At 69.6% G+C, this 15,924-nt stretch carries 16 protein-coding genes; 10 read left to right on the top strand and 6 right to left on the bottom strand.

Features of this window, described 5'->3' with window-relative positions:
- The first annotated feature begins 18 nt into the window (after positions 1-18).
- The 3 genes from Amac_RS21990 to Amac_RS21980 are packed head-to-tail and all read left to right on the top strand — an operon-like array spanning position 19 to position 3,050.
- On the top strand, positions 19-1,305 hold the full coding sequence (locus Amac_RS21990; RefSeq protein ID WP_155356272.1) for an ABC transporter substrate-binding protein: 1,287 nt from the start codon (positions 19-21) through the stop codon (positions 1,303-1,305).
- 45 nt (positions 1,306-1,350) lie between these two features.
- Entirely contained in the window at positions 1,351-2,244 is an 894-nt protein-coding gene (locus Amac_RS21985) for an ABC transporter permease subunit (protein WP_155356271.1), read from the top strand.
- Complete coding sequence (locus tag Amac_RS21980; RefSeq protein ID WP_246268573.1) at positions 2,241-3,050, top strand: carbohydrate ABC transporter permease; 810 nt, start codon at positions 2,241-2,243, stop codon at positions 3,048-3,050. Before Amac_RS21985 ends, Amac_RS21980 begins: the two co-directional genes overlap by 4 nt.
- Here the strand turns inward: Amac_RS21980 and Amac_RS21975 are convergent.
- Entirely contained in the window at positions 3,040-3,348 is a 309-nt protein-coding gene (locus Amac_RS21975; RefSeq protein ID WP_155356269.1) for a hypothetical protein, read from the bottom strand. The genes Amac_RS21980 and Amac_RS21975 overlap by 11 nt on opposite strands.
- A 3-nt stretch (positions 3,349-3,351) precedes the next feature.
- The gene (locus Amac_RS21970; protein WP_218041220.1) at positions 3,352-4,332 is read right to left on the bottom strand and encodes an ArsR/SmtB family transcription factor; all 981 of its coding nucleotides are present in this window, start codon (positions 4,330-4,332) and stop codon (positions 3,352-3,354) included.
- Positions 4,333-4,411: 79 nt separating this feature from the next.
- Here Amac_RS21970 and Amac_RS21965 point away from each other — a divergent pair, with 79 nt between their 5' ends.
- Positions 4,412-5,674 carry an MFS transporter gene (locus tag Amac_RS21965; RefSeq protein ID WP_155356268.1) on the top strand — a complete coding sequence of 421 codons (1,263 nt, stop codon included), beginning with the start codon at positions 4,412-4,414 and terminating at the stop codon, positions 5,672-5,674.
- Here Amac_RS21965 and Amac_RS21960 read toward each other — a convergent pair.
- The gene (locus tag Amac_RS21960; RefSeq protein ID WP_246268572.1) at positions 5,671-6,663 is read right to left on the bottom strand and encodes a LacI family DNA-binding transcriptional regulator; all 993 of its coding nucleotides are present in this window, start codon (positions 6,661-6,663) and stop codon (positions 5,671-5,673) included. The genes Amac_RS21965 and Amac_RS21960 overlap by 4 nt on opposite strands.
- Positions 6,664-6,695: 32 nt before the next feature.
- The gene (locus Amac_RS21955; RefSeq protein ID WP_155356267.1) at positions 6,696-7,475 is read right to left on the bottom strand and encodes an IclR family transcriptional regulator; all 780 of its coding nucleotides are present in this window, start codon (positions 7,473-7,475) and stop codon (positions 6,696-6,698) included.
- Between the two features lie 154 nt (positions 7,476-7,629).
- On the opposite strand from Amac_RS21955, the gene Amac_RS21950 reads away from it, so the two are divergent.
- From Amac_RS21950 to Amac_RS21920, 6 genes are read left to right on the top strand one after another with little or no spacing between them, the layout of a single operon-like run.
- Positions 7,630-8,568 (top strand): ABC transporter substrate-binding protein, encoded by a 939-nt coding sequence (locus Amac_RS21950; RefSeq protein ID WP_155356266.1) that lies wholly within the window; start codon positions 7,630-7,632, stop codon positions 8,566-8,568.
- Positions 8,565-9,341 carry an ABC transporter permease gene (locus Amac_RS21945; RefSeq protein ID WP_218041219.1) on the top strand — a complete coding sequence of 259 codons (777 nt, stop codon included), beginning with the start codon at positions 8,565-8,567 and terminating at the stop codon, positions 9,339-9,341. The genes Amac_RS21950 and Amac_RS21945 overlap by 4 nt, the downstream gene beginning before the upstream one ends.
- Positions 9,338-10,075: an ABC transporter permease gene (locus Amac_RS21940; protein ID WP_155356265.1), complete on the top strand. Its 738-nt coding sequence runs from the start codon at positions 9,338-9,340 to the stop codon at positions 10,073-10,075. The genes Amac_RS21945 and Amac_RS21940 overlap by 4 nt, the downstream gene beginning before the upstream one ends.
- Positions 10,068-10,826, top strand: a complete 759-nt coding sequence (locus Amac_RS21935) for an ABC transporter ATP-binding protein (RefSeq protein WP_155356264.1) — start codon at positions 10,068-10,070, stop codon at positions 10,824-10,826. The genes Amac_RS21940 and Amac_RS21935 overlap by 8 nt, the downstream gene beginning before the upstream one ends.
- The gene (locus tag Amac_RS56310) at positions 10,823-12,790 is read left to right on the top strand and encodes a thiamine pyrophosphate-dependent enzyme (RefSeq protein WP_246268571.1); all 1,968 of its coding nucleotides are present in this window, start codon (positions 10,823-10,825) and stop codon (positions 12,788-12,790) included. The genes Amac_RS21935 and Amac_RS56310 overlap by 4 nt, the downstream gene beginning before the upstream one ends.
- Before the next feature lie 16 nt (positions 12,791-12,806).
- Positions 12,807-14,267 carry a benzaldehyde dehydrogenase gene (locus Amac_RS21920; RefSeq protein WP_155356263.1) on the top strand — a complete coding sequence of 487 codons (1,461 nt, stop codon included), beginning with the start codon at positions 12,807-12,809 and terminating at the stop codon, positions 14,265-14,267.
- Positions 14,268-14,321: 54 nt separating this feature from the next.
- On the opposite strand, the gene Amac_RS21915 is transcribed toward Amac_RS21920, so the two are convergent.
- Both Amac_RS21915 and Amac_RS21910 read right to left on the bottom strand, forming a co-directional pair.
- Complete coding sequence (locus Amac_RS21915; protein ID WP_218041218.1) at positions 14,322-14,588, bottom strand: GTP-binding protein; 267 nt, start codon at positions 14,586-14,588, stop codon at positions 14,322-14,324.
- Positions 14,589-14,812: 224 nt separating this feature from the next.
- Entirely contained in the window at positions 14,813-15,367 is a 555-nt protein-coding gene (locus Amac_RS21910) for a calcium-binding protein (RefSeq protein WP_155356262.1), read from the bottom strand.
- Positions 15,368-15,924 lie beyond the last annotated feature (557 nt).

Raw genomic sequence — 15,924 nt, 5'->3', positions numbered from 1 at the left:
CCCCGAAAGGATGTTGCGATGAGACGACGGTGGATGGCGGCCCTCGCGGTTTCCTTGACCGGACTGCTGACCTTGACCGCCTGCGGGAGCGGGGAGAGCGCCGGGACCGGCGGTGGGGGCACCCCGGACGCCAAGGTCGAGGTCTTCTCCTGGTGGACGGGCCCCGGTGAGGCGGACGGCCTCAAGGCGATGCGGGCCATCTTCGAGCGGGAGAACCCCGGCCAGCAGTTCGTGGACGCGGCCGTGGCGGGCGGCTCGGGCGACCAGGCCCGCGCCCTGCTGGCCAGCAAGCTCAACGCCAACCAGCCCCCGGACACCTTCCAGGGCCACGCCGGAGCCGAGCTGCAGGGCTACATCAAGGCGGGCAAGCTGGAGTCGCTGAACTTCCTCTACGACGAGCTCAAGCTGAAGGACGTCTTCCCGCAGCAGCTGATCGACCAGATCTCGGTGCAGGGCCAGATCTACTCGGTGCCGGTGAACATCCACCGCTCCAACGTGCTCTGGTTCAACCCGTCGGTGCTCCAGGAGGCCGGGATCACCAGCCCGCCGGCCACGATCCCCGCGTTCATCGCCGACCTGGAGAAGGTCAAGGCGGCAGGGAAGATCCCGCTGTCCATCGGCTCGCAGTGGACCGTGGTGCACCTGCTGGAGAGCGTGCTGCTCGGCTCGCTCGGGACCGACGCCTACAACCAGCTGTGGAGCGCCCAGGCCGACTGGTCCGGCGCGAACGTGACCAAGGCGCTGACCGACTTCAAGACCATCCTGTCCTACGCGGGCACCCCCGTGGAGGACTGGCAGCCCGCCGCCAAGCAGGTCGCGGACGGCCAGGCCGCCTTCAACATCATGGGCGACTGGGCCTACGGCTACTTCCACAACCCGCCGGACGGCGGCCTCGGCAAGGTCTCCAAGACCGACTTCGACTGGGCCCCCGCGCCCGGCACCGACGGCACCTTCATGTGGCTGTCGGACAGCTTCACCCTGCCCAAGGGCGCGCCGAACCGCGACGGCGCGGTGGCGTGGCTGAAGGTGGCGGCCGGCAAGGAGGGCCAGGACGCGTTCAACCCGCTGAAGGGCTCCATCCCGGCCCGGAAGGACGCCGACAAGTCCCTCTACAAGGACTACCTGGAGTGGGACCTGGCCCAGTGGGCGAGCAACAAGCTGGCCGGTTCGATCCAGCACGGCGTGGTCGCCAACGACGCCTGGCGCGCCGCGATCAACGACGCGGTCGGCCTGTTCCAGCAGGATTCCGACGTCGCCAAGTTCCAGCAGTCCCTCGCCGACGCCGCCAAGAACAGCGGCCAGTGATCTGACACCTGGGGGTACGGCGGGTGCCGTACCCCCACGGAAAGGATGAATGTGACGAGGGTCCGCAGGTGGCTGCCCGGCTTGCTGCTGGTGTCACCGTCGATCATCGCCATCGCGGTTTTCGTGTACGGCATGCTGGGCTGGAACTTCAAGGTCGCCCTGACCGACCAGCACGACGAGATCTCCGCCGGGAGTTTCGTCGGCCTGGAGAACTTCACCGGCATCTGGTCCGAGGAACGCTGGGGCCTCTCGGTCCGGCACGCCATCGTCTTCACGGTCGTCTTCGTGGCCGGGGCGCTGGTGCTCGGCTGGTTCCTGGCGTTCCTGATGGAGAAGGGGATCAGGGGCGAGGGCGGGTTCCGGGCGATCTACCTGTTCCCGATGGCCGTCTCGTTCATCGCCACCGGCGTGGTCTGGCGCTGGCTGCTGAACAGCGGCACCGGCGAGCGCGCGGTCGGACTGAACGGCCTGTTCGGCTATCTGGGGCTGGATTTCCTGCAGTGGGGCTGGTTCCGCGACCAGGACTGGGGAATGGCCGCCATGGCCCTCCCCGCCGTCTGGCAGATGTCCGGATATGTCATGGCTTTGTTTCTGGCGGGGTTCCGGGGGGTGCCGGAGGAGCTGCGCGAGTCGGCGCGGGTGGACGGGTGCACCGAGTGGCAGGTCTACCGCCACATCGTGCTGCCGTTCCTGCGGCCGGTGACGCTGGCGGCGCTGATCATTCTCGGGCATATCAGCTTGAAGGTGTTCGACCTCATCGTGGCCGTGTCCGGCAAGCAGATCATCACGGACGTGCCCGCGATCTTCATGTGGACCGCCGTCTTCGACTCGCACGATCCGGCCAAGGGGGCCACTATCGCGGCCTACATCGTGCTGTCGGTGTGCGTGTTCGTCGTGCCGTACCTGATCTGGAACGCCCGCCGGGGAGATCGAACGTGACCACCAAGCATGTGCGTTTCGCACTGCTTCTGCTTTTCGTGCTGCTCTTCCTGCTGCCCGTGTACGTGCTGCTGGTGACCAGCTTCAAGCCCCTGTCGGAGGCCGACCCGAGCCAGGCCTGGAACCTGCCGCGGGTCTGGACGACCGAGGCGTGGGGGGTGGCCTGGGAGAAGTTGCAGCCCGGCATCGTCAACAGCTTCCTGCTGGCCGTGCCCGGCTCGCTCATCTCGGCCGCGCTGGGCGCGATGAATGGCTACGTCCTGTCGAAGTGGCGCTTCCCCGGTTCGGAACTCGTGTTCACGCTGTTCCTGTTCGGCATGTTCGTCCCGTACCAGGGGGTGATGATCCCGCTGGTCCAGCTCATGGTGAACCTCGGCGTGTACGGCGGCATCCCCGGCCTGGTCCTGGCCCATGTCGTGTACGGCATCCCGATCTGCACGCTGATCTTCCGCAACTACTACGTGACCATCCCGGACGAGCTCATCGAGGCGTCCCGGGTGGACGGCGCGGGCATGCTGCGGACCTTCGCCTCGATCGTGCTGCCGGTCTCGGGTCCCGCCTTCGCGGTCGTGATCATCTGGCAGTTCACCTCGATGTGGAACGACTTCCTGTTCGCGATCTTCCTGACCGGCCCGAGCTCCTGGCCCACCACGGTGATGCTCAACAACATCGCGGGCGCCCAGACCGTCCCCTACAGCCAGCAGATGGCCGCCGCGATCCTCGCCTCCATCCCCACCATGATCATCTACGTGCTGCTCGGCCGGTTCTTCATGCGCGGCCTGATGGCGGGCGCCCTCAAGGGCTGACCCGGCTGGAGCTCCGTACCGGCTGCAGCCGGCTCATGGACAGGTGCGCCAGCGTGCCGGGGAGCCTGCTCCGCAGGTCGTAAACCTGCCTGCTGGTTCCGCTGACCAAGTCGTAACAGGTGCTGAACCCTCGCGCGGCGGGCCCCTGGACGAGCACGGTGTAGGTGTGCGGGTCGACCTGGTCGACCCGATGGATCTCTTCATGGCCGAGCAGCATGGTCCGCCCCTGCCGGATCACTCTGCGCTCGCGCTCCCGTAGCGGTTGGCCGGGTTCGGCGGGAGTCGCGAAAGCGGACACATGCTAATGCGCGGCGCCGATGGTGAGCGCGTCGCCGAGTTGAGTGCGGTGGTAACGGACGGTGCGGCCGGTGCGGGTGCCGGTGATCAGGCCGGCCGCGCGGAGGGCGGAGATGTGGTCGCCGGTGGCGCCGAGGCTGAGCGTCAGGCGGGCGCAGAGTTGGGAGGTGGTGGCCGGGGTCGCCAGTTCCAGCAGGATGCGCGCCCGGGAGCGGCCGATCAGGCGGGTCAGGGCGGTGGTGCCGCCGGTGTGGGCGGGGACGGCGGTGCCCCGGGCCGGATAGACCACCGCGTAGGGCCAGGAATCCTCCAGGTAAGGGATCACCTTGGGGGAGAACGCGCTCGGGATGAAGAGCAGGCCGCGGCCGTTGAGGCGGTAGTGCTCGGGGTCGCCCCGGTGGCGGATCTCGATGGCGTCGTCGCGCCAGCCGATGCTGGGGTTCAGGTCGTCGAGCGCGGCCGCCCAGCCGTAGGTGGCCAGCCGTCCGGCCCGCTGCACCACGTCGCGTTCCAGGATGGCGTGGAAGCGCGGCCAGTCCGGGGCGAGGACCGAGCGCCAGGCCAGTTCCAGGGCGTCGGCGAGCGCGTTCACCACGCCAGGCCCGTTCAGGATGGCCATCACCGCGTCCGGCGGGCGGGCCACGCCGTCCAGGTTCCTGGCGATCTCGGCCCGCGCCTGGGCGAGCGGTGTCGCCCTGATGCGCTCGATCTCGGCTTCGAACCGCACGTTCACCCCGGAGGGTGGCGGCGCGACGAAGTCGGCGTTGTAGCCCCCGGCCCGCATCAGCGCGTGCAAGGCCCGCAGCTCGGGATTGGCCGCCACCAAGGGCCTGTACTGCTCTCGCGCCCGTTCCACCCAGGACCGCAGCGGCCCGGCGGGCTGCCGTCCCGACACCACCCAGAGCGCGTGCATTGTCTCCACCACCGGCGAGATCGCGAACCGGCTCGCGGCGATGTCCTGCGGGCTCACCTCGATCCGGATCATCTACCCACACCTTTCGGATATTTCCGAAATATTAGCGAAAGAGGGTGGGGCCTCCCGAGCATCTGATGCGGGAGGTGTCATGGCAGACGGTTCTTCGTCGGCTTCAGGGGACTCCGAACCGGTGGAGAATGCGCCCGCCGGGGCGGTCGGGCTTGAGTCCATCCCGGAACGTGCGGCGACATTTCGTGAAGTGTTTTCGGTGGCTGAGTTCCGGGTGTTGTTCGCCGGGCAGTTGCTGATGGTTCTGGGCGAGTCGGTGAAGATGCTCGCCGTGTCCGTCCTGGTCTACACGCAGACGGAGTCCGCCGGGTTGTCGGCGGCCGCGTACATGATTGGGTTCTTGCCGCACGCGGTCGGTGGGGTCTTCCTGCTCTCGCTGGCCGATCGGCTGCGGCCGCGGCCGGTGATCGTGGCGGGCGAAATCTTGCGGGTCGCCGTGTGCCTGGTGCTGGCGTTCGCCGGGCTTTCGGTGTGGGCAATGTTGGCGGTGGTCCTGGTGACCAGCGTGCCCGCGTCGATCTTCGCGGCGGCCCGCAACGCGATCCTGCCCGACATCCTGGCGGGGGACGGCTTCGTGCTGGGGCGTGCGATCTTCACGATGACGGCGGCGGGCGCCCAGATCGCCGGGATGGCGGTCGGCGGTGGCGTGCTCGCCCTGATCGGGCCGAATCACGCGCTGCTGCTCACCGCGAGCCTGTCCAGTTGCGGCGCGCTGGTGCTCAGGTTCGGGCTGCGGGACCGCGCCGCCCGCGCGGTGGCCGCCACGGCCGGCGTGGTCCGCGCCAGCCTGCGGGTGAACGTGGCCCTGCTCGCCGATCGCCGGGTGCGCGGGCTGATGCTGGCCGGCTGGGTGCCGATCATGTTCATGGTGGGGGCGGAGGCGGTGTTCATTCCGTACTTCACCGAGCGGGGGACGGCGTCGGCGGCCGGGATCGTGCTGGCCGTGACCGCGGCCGGAATGGGCGTCGGGGAGTTCGTGGTCGGCCGGTTCGCGCCGCCCGCGCTGCGCGAACGGCTGACGTTGCCGCTGGTCGTGCTGCTCGGCCTGCCGCTGCTCGGGTTCCTGGTCGAGCCGGGTCCCCTCGCGGCGGCCGGGCTCGCGTTCCTGGCCGGGAGCGCGCTCTCCTACAACCTGGGGTTGCAGCGCAGGTTCGTCGAGGCGGTGCCAGGGGAGACGCTCGGGCAGGCGTTCGGCCTGTCCCAATCGGGGATGATGACCTGCCAGGCGCTGGGCGGCGTGATCGCCGGAGGCATGGCCGAGCTGACCGGGCCCGCGCCCGCGATCGCCCTGTCCGGGGTGGCCGTCCTGCTCTCCGCGATCGCCTTGCGCAAGCACCTCTAGAACAGGCGGAAGACGCCCTCCCCGGAGCCGCGCGCGATCAGCTGGGTCGGTAGTTCGCGCCGCTGGGCGGGATCCCGGTTGCCGGACAGGCGGCTGAACAGCAGGTCGGCGGCGGCCTTGCCGAGGCCGGCCGGGTTCTGCGCGACCACCGTGATGCCCAGCAGGTCGGCCAGGTCGAAGTCGTCGAAGCCGACCAGCGCGATCGGCCGGTTCAGGGCGCGCAGGGTGGCCACGGTCGTCCTGCCGTTGCCGGTGAACAGGGCGGTTGGCGGGTCGGGCAGGGCGAGCAGGCGTTCCACGTCGGCCAGGACTCGGGTGGGTTCCGGTGGGCCCATCGCGATCAGGGCCGGGTCGTAGGGGAGTTCTGCCTGGGTGAGGGCCTCGCGGTAGCCGTACCAGCGCTGGGTGGCGGTGAAGATGGACGGCGCGTCGGCGATGAAGCCGATCCGGCGGTGGCCGTGCGCGATCAGGTGGGCCACGCCGGAGCGGGCGCCGCCCGCGTTGTCGCAGAGCACGGTGTCCAGGTCGCGGCCGGAACCGGACGGGCGGTCGGCGAAGACGGCGGAGATGCCCGCGTCCAGTTCGGGGGTCAGGTACTCGTGGTCGTTTCCGGCCGGGACGATCACCAGGCCGTCCACCCGGCGGGCGCAGAAGGCCAGCACCAGTTCGCGTTCCCTGGCCGGATCCTCGCTGGAGGAACCCGTGAACATCAGGTAGCCGTGCCGGAGCGCGACATCCTCGACGGCCCGGCTGAGCCCGGAGTAGAACGGGTCGGCGGCGTCCTCGATGACCAGGCCGATGCTGGCCGTCCTGCCGCTGCGCAGGGTCGCGGCGCTGTCGTTGCGGCGGTAGCCGAGCCGTTCGATGGCGGCTCTGACCCGGTCGGCGGTGGCCGGATTGACGCCCGGCTCGTCGTTGACCACGCGCGAGACCGTCTTCAGCGCGACGCCCGCTGCCGCGGCCACGTCGTTCATCGTCGGCCGTCCCACGCCCCGATCCTAGCTGACAACGTTGTCACCGGTCAGGGCGTGGCTTCCCGGCTCGCGGCCGCGTGCAGGTCGGCTTCGATCCTGGCCGCGGTGGCCAGCAGCGGCGGCAGCAGGTCCCGGCGGGCCGACTCCAGCGTGGTCCGGCTGGCGTGCGAGGACAGGTTGACCGCGGCTATCGTGCGCCCGGCCCGGTTCCTGATCGGCGCGGCGATCGAGCGCAGGCCCTCCTCCAGCTCCTGGTCGACCATCGCCCAGCCCTGCGCGCGCACCCGGTCCAGCTCGCTCCGGAGCGCGACCGGCGAGGTGACCGTGCGCGGGGTGAGCCGCTCCAGCGGGTTGCCCGCGAGGAACGCGTCCAGCTCGGCGGGGGACAGTCCGGCCAGCAGGACCCGCCCCATGGACGTGCAGTGCGCCGGGAACCGGGTGCCGATCGCGATGGTCACCCGCATGATCCGGGTGGTCGGCACCCGCGCCACGTAGACCACGTCGGCCTCGTCCAGCACCGACACCGAGGCCGACTCGTGCACCTCGGCGACCAGGCGTTCCAGGTGCGGCAGCGCCACCTCGGGCAGCGACAGGCTGGACAGGTACGCGTACCCGAGTTCGAGCACGCGCGGCGAGAGCGAGAACAGCCGGCCGTCGGTCCTGACATAGCCCAGGTCGACGAGGGTGAGCAGGAATCGGCGCGCCGCGGCGCGGGTGAGGTCGGTCTTGCGCGCGACGTCGCTCAGCGTCAGCTCGGGCGTGACCGCGTCGAACGCGCGGATCACCGCCAGGCCGCGGGCCAGCGACTGGACGTACTCCTCAGCCATGATGCCGCAACTCTAGCGCCTCCATCTCACCCCAATATCGGACACATGTTCATAATGCGAACGCAACAGGAGGCTTGTCGTTGACGGTGTAAGCCCTGAGGCCTACGTTCTCTAAGAGAACTCTCGTTCGTATTACGAACATTGGAGTGAACCCATGCGACGTCCCCTCCTTCTCGCCGCCCTGCTCCTCGTCGGCGCCTGCGGATCCACCGATCCCGCGCCCGCCGCTCAGGAAGGCGGAAAAGACAAGGTCAACGCCGGTGTGATCGCGATCGTGGACACCGCGCCCATCCACCTCGGCAAGGCCAAGGGCTTCTTCGACAAGCAGAACATCGACCTGGCCATCACCGCCGTGCAGGGCGGCGCGGCCAGCATCTCCGGCGTGGTCAGCGGCCAGTTCCAGTTCGCGTTCGCCAACACCACCTCGCTGCTCACCGCGCGCGAGCAGGGCCTGCCGCTCAAGGTCGTGGCCAACGGGGTGAACTCCACCGGCGAGACGGGCAAGGACTTCAGCGCCGTCCTGGTCAAGGGCGACAGCCCGATCCAGTCCGCCGCCGACCTGCCGGGCAAGACCGTCTCGGTGAACCAGCTCAAGAACATCGGCGACACCACGATCCGGGCCGTCGTCCGCAAGGCCGGCGCCGACCCCGCCACGATCGAGTTCGTCGAGCTGGCCTTCCCCGACGCCCCCGCCGCGCTGCAGAACGGGCGGGTCGACGCCATCTGGGTGGTCGAGCCGTTCGTCAGCCAGGCCATCTCGCAGGGCGCCCGCGCGGTCGCCTGGAACTACGCCGAAGCCACTCCCGACCTGACCGTGGCCATGTACTTCACCGGCGCTGACACCGACCCCGACCTGGTCAAGCGCTTCACCGCCGCGATGAACGAGTCGCTGGACTACGCGCAGGCCCACCCCGAGGAGGCCAGGGAGATCCTCAAGAGCTATACGAAGATCGCCCCCGAGGTGATCGCCCAGATCACGCTGCCCAAGTGGCCCGCGCAGGTCAACCGCGACTCCGTCCAGGCCATCGCGGACGCGGCCCTCGGCGACGGCGTGCTCAAGAACAAGGCCGACATCGCGGCGCTCCTGCCGTGAGCAGAACGATCTCCGGCGCCGCCTATGGCGCGGCCGGTCTGGCCGCGCTGCTGGCCGTGCTGGAGGCGGTGCCCCGGCTCGGCCTGGTGGACGCCCGGTTCCTGCCGCCCGCCTCGGAGATCCTGGCCGAACTCGGCGGGCTGCTGGCCACGCCCGAGCTGTGGATCGCGCTGGCCGAGACCCTGCGCGGCTGGGCGCTCGGTCTGGGCGTCGCGTTCGTGGCCGCGGTCGCGGTGGGCGTGGTCATCGACCTGATCCCCGGGCTGCGGGCCGCGTCCAACTCGACCATCGAGTTCCTGCGGCCGATCCCCTCGGTGGCGCTGATCCCGCTGGCCACCCTGCTGTTCGGCGCGTCCCTCGGCTCCACCCTGCTGCTGGTCGTGTACGCGGCCTTCTGGCAGGTCCTCATCCAGGTCCTGTACGGCGTCGCCGACGTGGACACCGTGGCCAGGGACACCGCCCGCTCGTACGGCCTGGGCCGGTGGTCCGTCATCCGGCACCTGGTGTGGCCGACCGCGTTGCCGTACATCATGACGGGGTTGCGGCTGGCGGCGGCGGTGGCCTTCATCCTGGCGATCACGGCGGAGCTGGTGATCGGCAGTCCCGGGCTCGGGCTGGAGATCCAGACCGCGCAGAGCGGCGGCGCGGTGCCGACCGTGTACGCGCTGGTAGTGCTGACCGGCCTGATCGGGATCGCGGTGAACGCCGGCGTCCGGATGCTGGAGCGGCGAGTTCTGGCCTGGCATCCCTCGGTGCGGGGAGCGACGCGGTGAGAGGGATCGTGCGGGTGTTCGGGCTGCCCGTGCTGCTGGTGCTCGCCTGGTGGGCGTACAGCGCGGTGGCGGACAACTTCTACGTGCCGGATCCGCTCCGGGTCGCCCAGGCCTTCGCCGACACCTGGTTCGGGCAGCGCCTGCTCGACGACGCGCTGCCGAGCGTCGGGCGGCTGGCGGCCGGATACGTGGTGGCCACCGTCATCGGGGTCGGGCTCGGCGTGCCGATCGGGCTGTCCACACGGCTGCGGGCCACGGCGGAGCCGGTGCTGGAGTTCTTCCGGGCGATCCCGCCGCCCGTGCTGGTCCCGCTGATCATGCTGCTGGTCGGTATCGACGACACCATGAAGGTGCTGGTCATCGTGTCCGGGTGCGTGTGGCCGATCCTGCTCAACACCGTCGAGGGCGTACGCGCTCTGGACGAGGTGCTGGCCGACACGTGCCGGATGTATGGCATCTCCCGCTGGCACCTGATCCTGCGGGGCGCCAGCCCGCAGATCATGGCCGGGCTCCGGCAGTCTCTCTCGGTCGGCATCATCCTCATGGTCATCAGCGAGATGTTCGCCAGCAGCAGCGGGCTGGGCTTCACGATCGTGCTGTTCCAGCGCGGCTTCCAGATCGCCGAGATGTGGAGCGGCATCCTCCTCCTCGGCCTGCTGGGCTTCGCGCTGTCCACGGCCTTCCGGTGGCTCGAACGCCGGATCCTGTTCTGGCATTGGAGCAACCGTGCTTGAAATCACCGGTTTGAAGAAGGAGTACGGCGGCCGGGAGGCGGTCAGGGATCTCACGTTCTCGCTGGACCGGGGTGAGCTGGTCTGCGTGGTCGGGCCGTCCGGCTGCGGCAAAACTACGCTGCTGCGCTGCGTCGCCGGGCTGCTGCCCGCCACCGCGGGCACGGTGTCCGTGGCGGGCGAGCGCGTCAGCGGGCCGCCGCCGAACATGGCGGTCGTCTTCCAGGAGTACGGGCGGAGTCTGTTTCCGTGGCTGACCGTGCGGGAGAACGTCGAGTTGCCGCTGAAGGAGCGCCGGATTGCCCGGATTTTCCGGGAGCGGCTGGTCTTCGATTCGCTGGCGGCGGTGGGTTTGGGCGATGTGCCGGGGGCGTATCCGTGGCAGCTGTCCGGTGGCATGCAGCAGCGGGTGGCGATCGCGCGGGCCATCGCGTACGAGCCGCAGGTGCTGCTCATGGATGAGCCGTTCGCGGCCGTGGACGCGCAGACCAGGGCGGAACTGGAGGATCTGATCCTGGCGCTGTGGCAGCGGCTGGGCACGACCACCTTGTTCGTGACGCATGACATCGATGAGGCCGTCTATCTGGGGCAGCGGGTGGTGGTGCTGTCCTCGTCGCCGACCGTGGTGCTGGAGGATCTCAAGATCGACCTACCGGCCGAGCGGGATCAGCTGACCACCCGGGCGCTGCCCCGGTTCGCGGACCTGCGCGGGCATGTGTACGCGCAGATCCAGCGGGCGAAGGGGGCGCGATGACCACGGTTCGCGAGGCGACGTTCGAGGTGCTGCGGCGGACCGGGCTGACCACGGTGTTCGCCAATCCGGGGTCGACCGAGGTGCCGCTGCTGGGCGGGTGGCCGGATGATCTCCGGTTCGTGCTGGCGTTGCATGAGGGGTCCGTGGTCGGGATGGCCACCGGCTGGGCGATCGCGCACGAGGCTCCGGCACTGGTGTTGCTGCACACGACGGCAGGGCTGGGGAACGCGGTCGGGGCACTGGCGACCGCGCGGGTGAACCGGGCGCCGCTCGTGGTCGTGGTCGGGCAGCAGGATCGGCGGCATCTGGCGTTGGAGCCGTTCCTGACCGGGCGGCTGGAGGGGCTGGCCGGGGACTATCCGGTCTGGACGAATCAGCCGGTGCGGGCGCAGGACGTTCCTGGGGCGATCGCGCGGGCCCGGCATGAGGCCGTGACCGGGCGGGGTCCCGCGCTGGTCATCGTGCCGATGGACGACTGGGACGCGCCCGCCGATGAGCTTCCGCCGGCGGCGCCCGCGGTGCTGGTGCGGGGAAGCGGGGTGGATGACGATGATCTCGTCCCGCTCGTGACGTTGCTGGCCGAGGCCGTGTCGCCGGTGCTCGTGGTCGGTGCGGGGGCCGATTCGGAGGCCGCGTGGGATGGTTTGGTGGGATTGGCCGAGTTGCTGGGGTGTCCGGTCTGGCAGGAGTCCTTTGGGGCTCGGGCCGGGTTTCCGCAGGATCATCCCCGGTTCGCGGGGATTCTGCCCGCTGATCGTACGCGGTTGCGGGTCGCGCTCTCGGCGCATGATGTCGTGCTGGCGGTGGGGGCTCCGGTGTTCCGGCAGTATCCGTACGAACCGGGTCCGCTGGTCGAACCGGGCACCAAAGTCGCGATCATCACCGACGACCCCGCCGAGGCCCACCGAAGCCCCGCCGCCTTCGCTCTCCTCGCCGACCCCGCCCGCGCCTGCGCCCGCCTCACTGCTCTGGTACGACCCGCATCTACCGAAATTTCGGACATGTTCCAGGGCTCGCGCACGTCCATGGCTGGGGAAGGGTGCACATTCGCTGCGGTCGACTCAAGCGGGCGGGGTGCGGCCGACTCGGGTACTTCGGATATGTCCCTAGCATCGTCCACCTCCATGGCCGGGGAAGCGCGCGCATCTGTAGCGGTCGACTCAAGTGGGCCGGGTGTGACCGACTTGGGCACGTTGGATATGTCCCAGGCATCGTCCTCGTCCATGGCTGGGGAAGGGCGCACATCCGCTGCGGTCGACTCAAGCGGGCGAGGTGCGGCCGACTCGGGCACGTCGGATATATCCCGGGCATCGCGCACGTCCATGGCCATGGAAGGGCGCACATCCGTCGCAGTCGGTTCAAGTGGGCCGAGTGTGTCGGATGCGGCTTTGGATGGTTTGTCTCCTGTGCCGTTGCGGGCCTCGCATGTGCTCCGGGAGTTGGCGAAACGGCTGCCGCCCGAGACGATCGTGGTCGAGGAGACCCCTTCGTCGCGGCCTGACCTGCATCGTTTGCTGCCCGCGCGCCGACCGCTGGGCTTCCTGTCGGCGGCGATGGGCGGGCTTGGATTCGCCCTTCCGGCGGCTGTCGGCCTGCGGATGGCGCTCCCGGACCGGCCGATCGTCGCGGTTGTCGGCGATGGGTCCGCCATTTACGGCATCCAGGCATTGTGGAGCGCCGCCCACTACCGGGTCGGCGCGCTCTTTGTCGTTCTCGCCAACGGCAGGTACGCCGTGCTGGACCGGCTGGCCGAACGCAGCGGGCGGGGCAAAGCGCCCTGGGTCCCGTTCGACGAGGTCAGCCTTGCCGGTCTGGCCAAGTCCTTTGGCTGCCAGGCGCGCCGGGTGACCGGCTACGACGCGCTGGTGGCGGCGCTGGACGAGATCGTGCCCACGCTGCACTCTCGGGAGGAGCCCCTGCTGCTCGACGTGGCCGTGGTTCCCGACACCGAATTCCACCCCTGACCCTGTGGAGGATCACATGTCGCTCATGGACCCCAAGATCTGGACCGGCCAAGTTTTCAGCGGTGGCTGGGCGAACTCCCGCGCGGGTGACGCGGCCGTCGTCGAGCCCGCCACCGGCCACGAGATCGGCCGGACCGGCATCGCGGACGCCGAGGACATCGCGGCGGCCGTGGCCGTGGCCAAGGCCGCGCAGCGAGAGTGGGCGGCCACCAACTTCGAGGAGCGCGCCGCCGTGCTCCGCCGGGCGGGCCACCTGTTCGAGCAGCACGCCGAGGACATCCACCATTGGATCATCCGGGAGGCCGGGTCGATCCCGCCCAAGGCGGGTGTGGAAACCCATGTCGCCTCGCAGGAGTGCTACGAGGCCGCCGCGCTCGCCTCGGCCCCGATCGGCGAGATCATCCCGACCGCCAAACGCCGGATGAGCCTGGCCCGGCGCATCCCGGTCGGCGTGGTCGGCGTGATCGCTCCGTTCAACTTCCCGCTCATCCTCGGCACCCGCTCGGTCGCCCCCGCGCTCGCGCTCGGCAACGCCGTCGTACTCAAACCCGATCCGCGCACCGCCGTCTGCGGCGGCGTCGCCATCGCCCGGGTCTTCGAGGAGGCGGGACTCCCGGCAGGCCTGCTGCACGTCCTGCCCGGCGGACCCGAAGCGGGCGAAGCCCTGGTCGCTCACCCCGACGTGCCGGTGATCTCGTTCACCGGCTCCACCGCCGCCGGACGCAAGGTCGGCGAAGCCTGCGGACGCCTGCTCAAGCGCGCCCACCTGGAACTGGGCGGCAACTCGGCGCTGATCGTGCTGGAGGACGCCGACCTGGACCTGGCCGCCTCCGCCGGAGCCTGGGGTTCCTTCCTGCACCAGGGCCAGATCTGCATGACCACCGGCCGCCACCTCGTGCACGCCTCGATCGCCGACGAGTACGTGGCCCGCCTCGCCGAGAAGGCCGACCACCTCCCGGTCGGCGACCCGGCCACCGAGCGCGTCGCCCTCGGCCCGCTGATCTCCGCCGGCCAGCGCGACAAGGTCCACGCCCTGGTCACCGGCAGCGTCGACGCCGGCGCCCGCCTGGCCGCCGGCGGCACCTACGAGGGCCTCTTCTACCGCCCGACCGTCCTCACCGGAGTCACCACCGACAGCCCCGCCTACGCCAACGAGGTCTTCGGCCCGGTCGCCCCCATCATGCCCTTCAGCACCCCCGACGAAGCCGCCGCCCTAGCCGGCAACAGCGAGTACGGCCTGTCCCTCGGCATCCTCAGCCGCGACGTCATGAAGGCCGTCGACCTGGCCGAACGCATCCCCTCCGGCATCGTCCACATCAACGACCAAACCGTAGACGACGAAGCCGTGGCCCCCTTCGGCGGCGTCGCCGCCTCCGGCACCGGCTCCCGCTTCGGCGGCGTCCACGCCAACGCCGACGCCTTCACCCACACCCAGTGGCTGACCATGCAGGGCGACATCGCCGGCTATCCGTTCTGACCGGCAGTTACCGGTCGGCCTTGGACTTGGGGCCGGTCGGCAGTCGATGGCGGGCTAGGTTCTGAGGCGTGGCCGCTGATCACGGGGTGGCCTCGCCTCCGGCCCATGGGTTGGTGAGAACCACTGCGCCGTTGCTGTCGTCCTGTGAGCGAAGATCGCGATGCCGCGGTCGTGTTCCTGCGGGTCGAAGTCGGTGATGGTGGTGCCGTCGTGGACTTCGCCCTGTTTGTACGTGGTGCCGGTGGCGTAGAGGGATCGTTCGGCGACGGTGGTCGTACCGGCGTCGACGTGGGCGAGGATGCCGATGTTTCTGGACAGCACGGCCGTGGCCTTCCTCGGCTAGCAAGGGGATCTCAAGCGGAAAGAATGGCGCGATCAGGAGAGCCGAAGCCGGGCGTACGACGACACGAGGAGCAGGTCATGCCGTTTGCATGGTGTCCTCCTCCCAGGAGCGTGCCTTGGCGGAAGGGGCTGGCCAGCGACACGCCCGGAAGGCGAACCGATTTTCGGAAAAGGGCCATCCCGCCGTGGGATGGCCCTGAGAGTTACGCGTCGCCCTCGCAGTTGGTCTCCGACTCGGCCGAGCAGAAGTCGGTGCCGTCATTGCCATTGGCGCTGTCGTTGCCGGCCCCGCCCACGAGGATGTCGCTGCCCCCGTTGCCGAAGATGAAGTCGGTGCCGTCGTCCCCGAAGACGGTGTCACGGGCCGAGCCCCCGAAGAAGATGTCGACGCTTCCGTTCAGGAAGACCTTGGACGGCAGTGCCGTCTCGTTGGCGACCCTGTCGCTGCCGTTCCCCGTGGAGATCTGGAGGTTGGTGATTCCCTCACCGGGGCAGCGCACGGTGTTGGCGTCGAGCTTCACGCAGCCGGAGTTCGCCGTGAGGTTGTCCTTGGAGTTCCTGACGACGATGAATCGGCCATCGACACTCACGGTGACGTCGTTGTCGACGTCGCTCGCGCTGACGATGAGCTTGCCGCCACCGGCGAGTGACACCCCGGTGGTGGCGTGCGCCGGGGTGGCGCTGAGCACCGTCAGGGGAAGGGCAAGCAGCCCCACCGACAGCGCCAACGCGCGCTTGGCGGACATGGAAATGTTCATGATGAATCTCCTGTGCGTGATAGTTGAAAGTTTGGCTACCTTGGTCGCGGTCGCCCGCGCGAGGCCGGAAAGGCTCGTGGCGACACACGCTCACGCCGTCGGTGAGGGTGGATCCCCATCAATGGCGGGTCGCTTGGTTTGTGTCCTTCTGTAAAGAGAGTCGCGTCTGCGGGCCATGGGCGAATCGGTAGTTCTTACCGAGTTAGCGTCGCGGGCGAAGGTACGCAGTCGCCGGTCTCACGACATCCAGCGGCAGCGGTGCTCCGGGCACCCCGCCGTGTACTTCGCACCGGTCCCTTGAAGACAAAGCCTGATCGCAGCCACGGACGTGTCGAACGCGTTTGCGCTGGCCAAAGGGCGGGGCGGAGCCTTCGGGGTGGGTGGTCCTCACGGATGGGTGTCCGCGTTTGCGCTGGCCGAAGGGCGGGGCGGAGCCCTGGGGGTGGGTGGTCCTTACGGATGTGGTGTCCGGGTTTGCGCTGGCCGAAGGGCGGGGCGGAGCCCCCGGAGCGGGCAACCCCCGGGGGGCGGGGCGCAGCCCCGGAAACAAATCAAGG

The sequence above is a fragment of the Acrocarpospora macrocephala genome (genome assembly GCF_009687865.1).
Classification (GTDB): Bacteria; Actinomycetota; Actinomycetes; order Streptosporangiales; family Streptosporangiaceae; genus Acrocarpospora; species Acrocarpospora macrocephala.
Note: the sequence above shows the minus strand (reverse complement) of the source record. Positions and strands in the feature narration are given on the sequence as shown.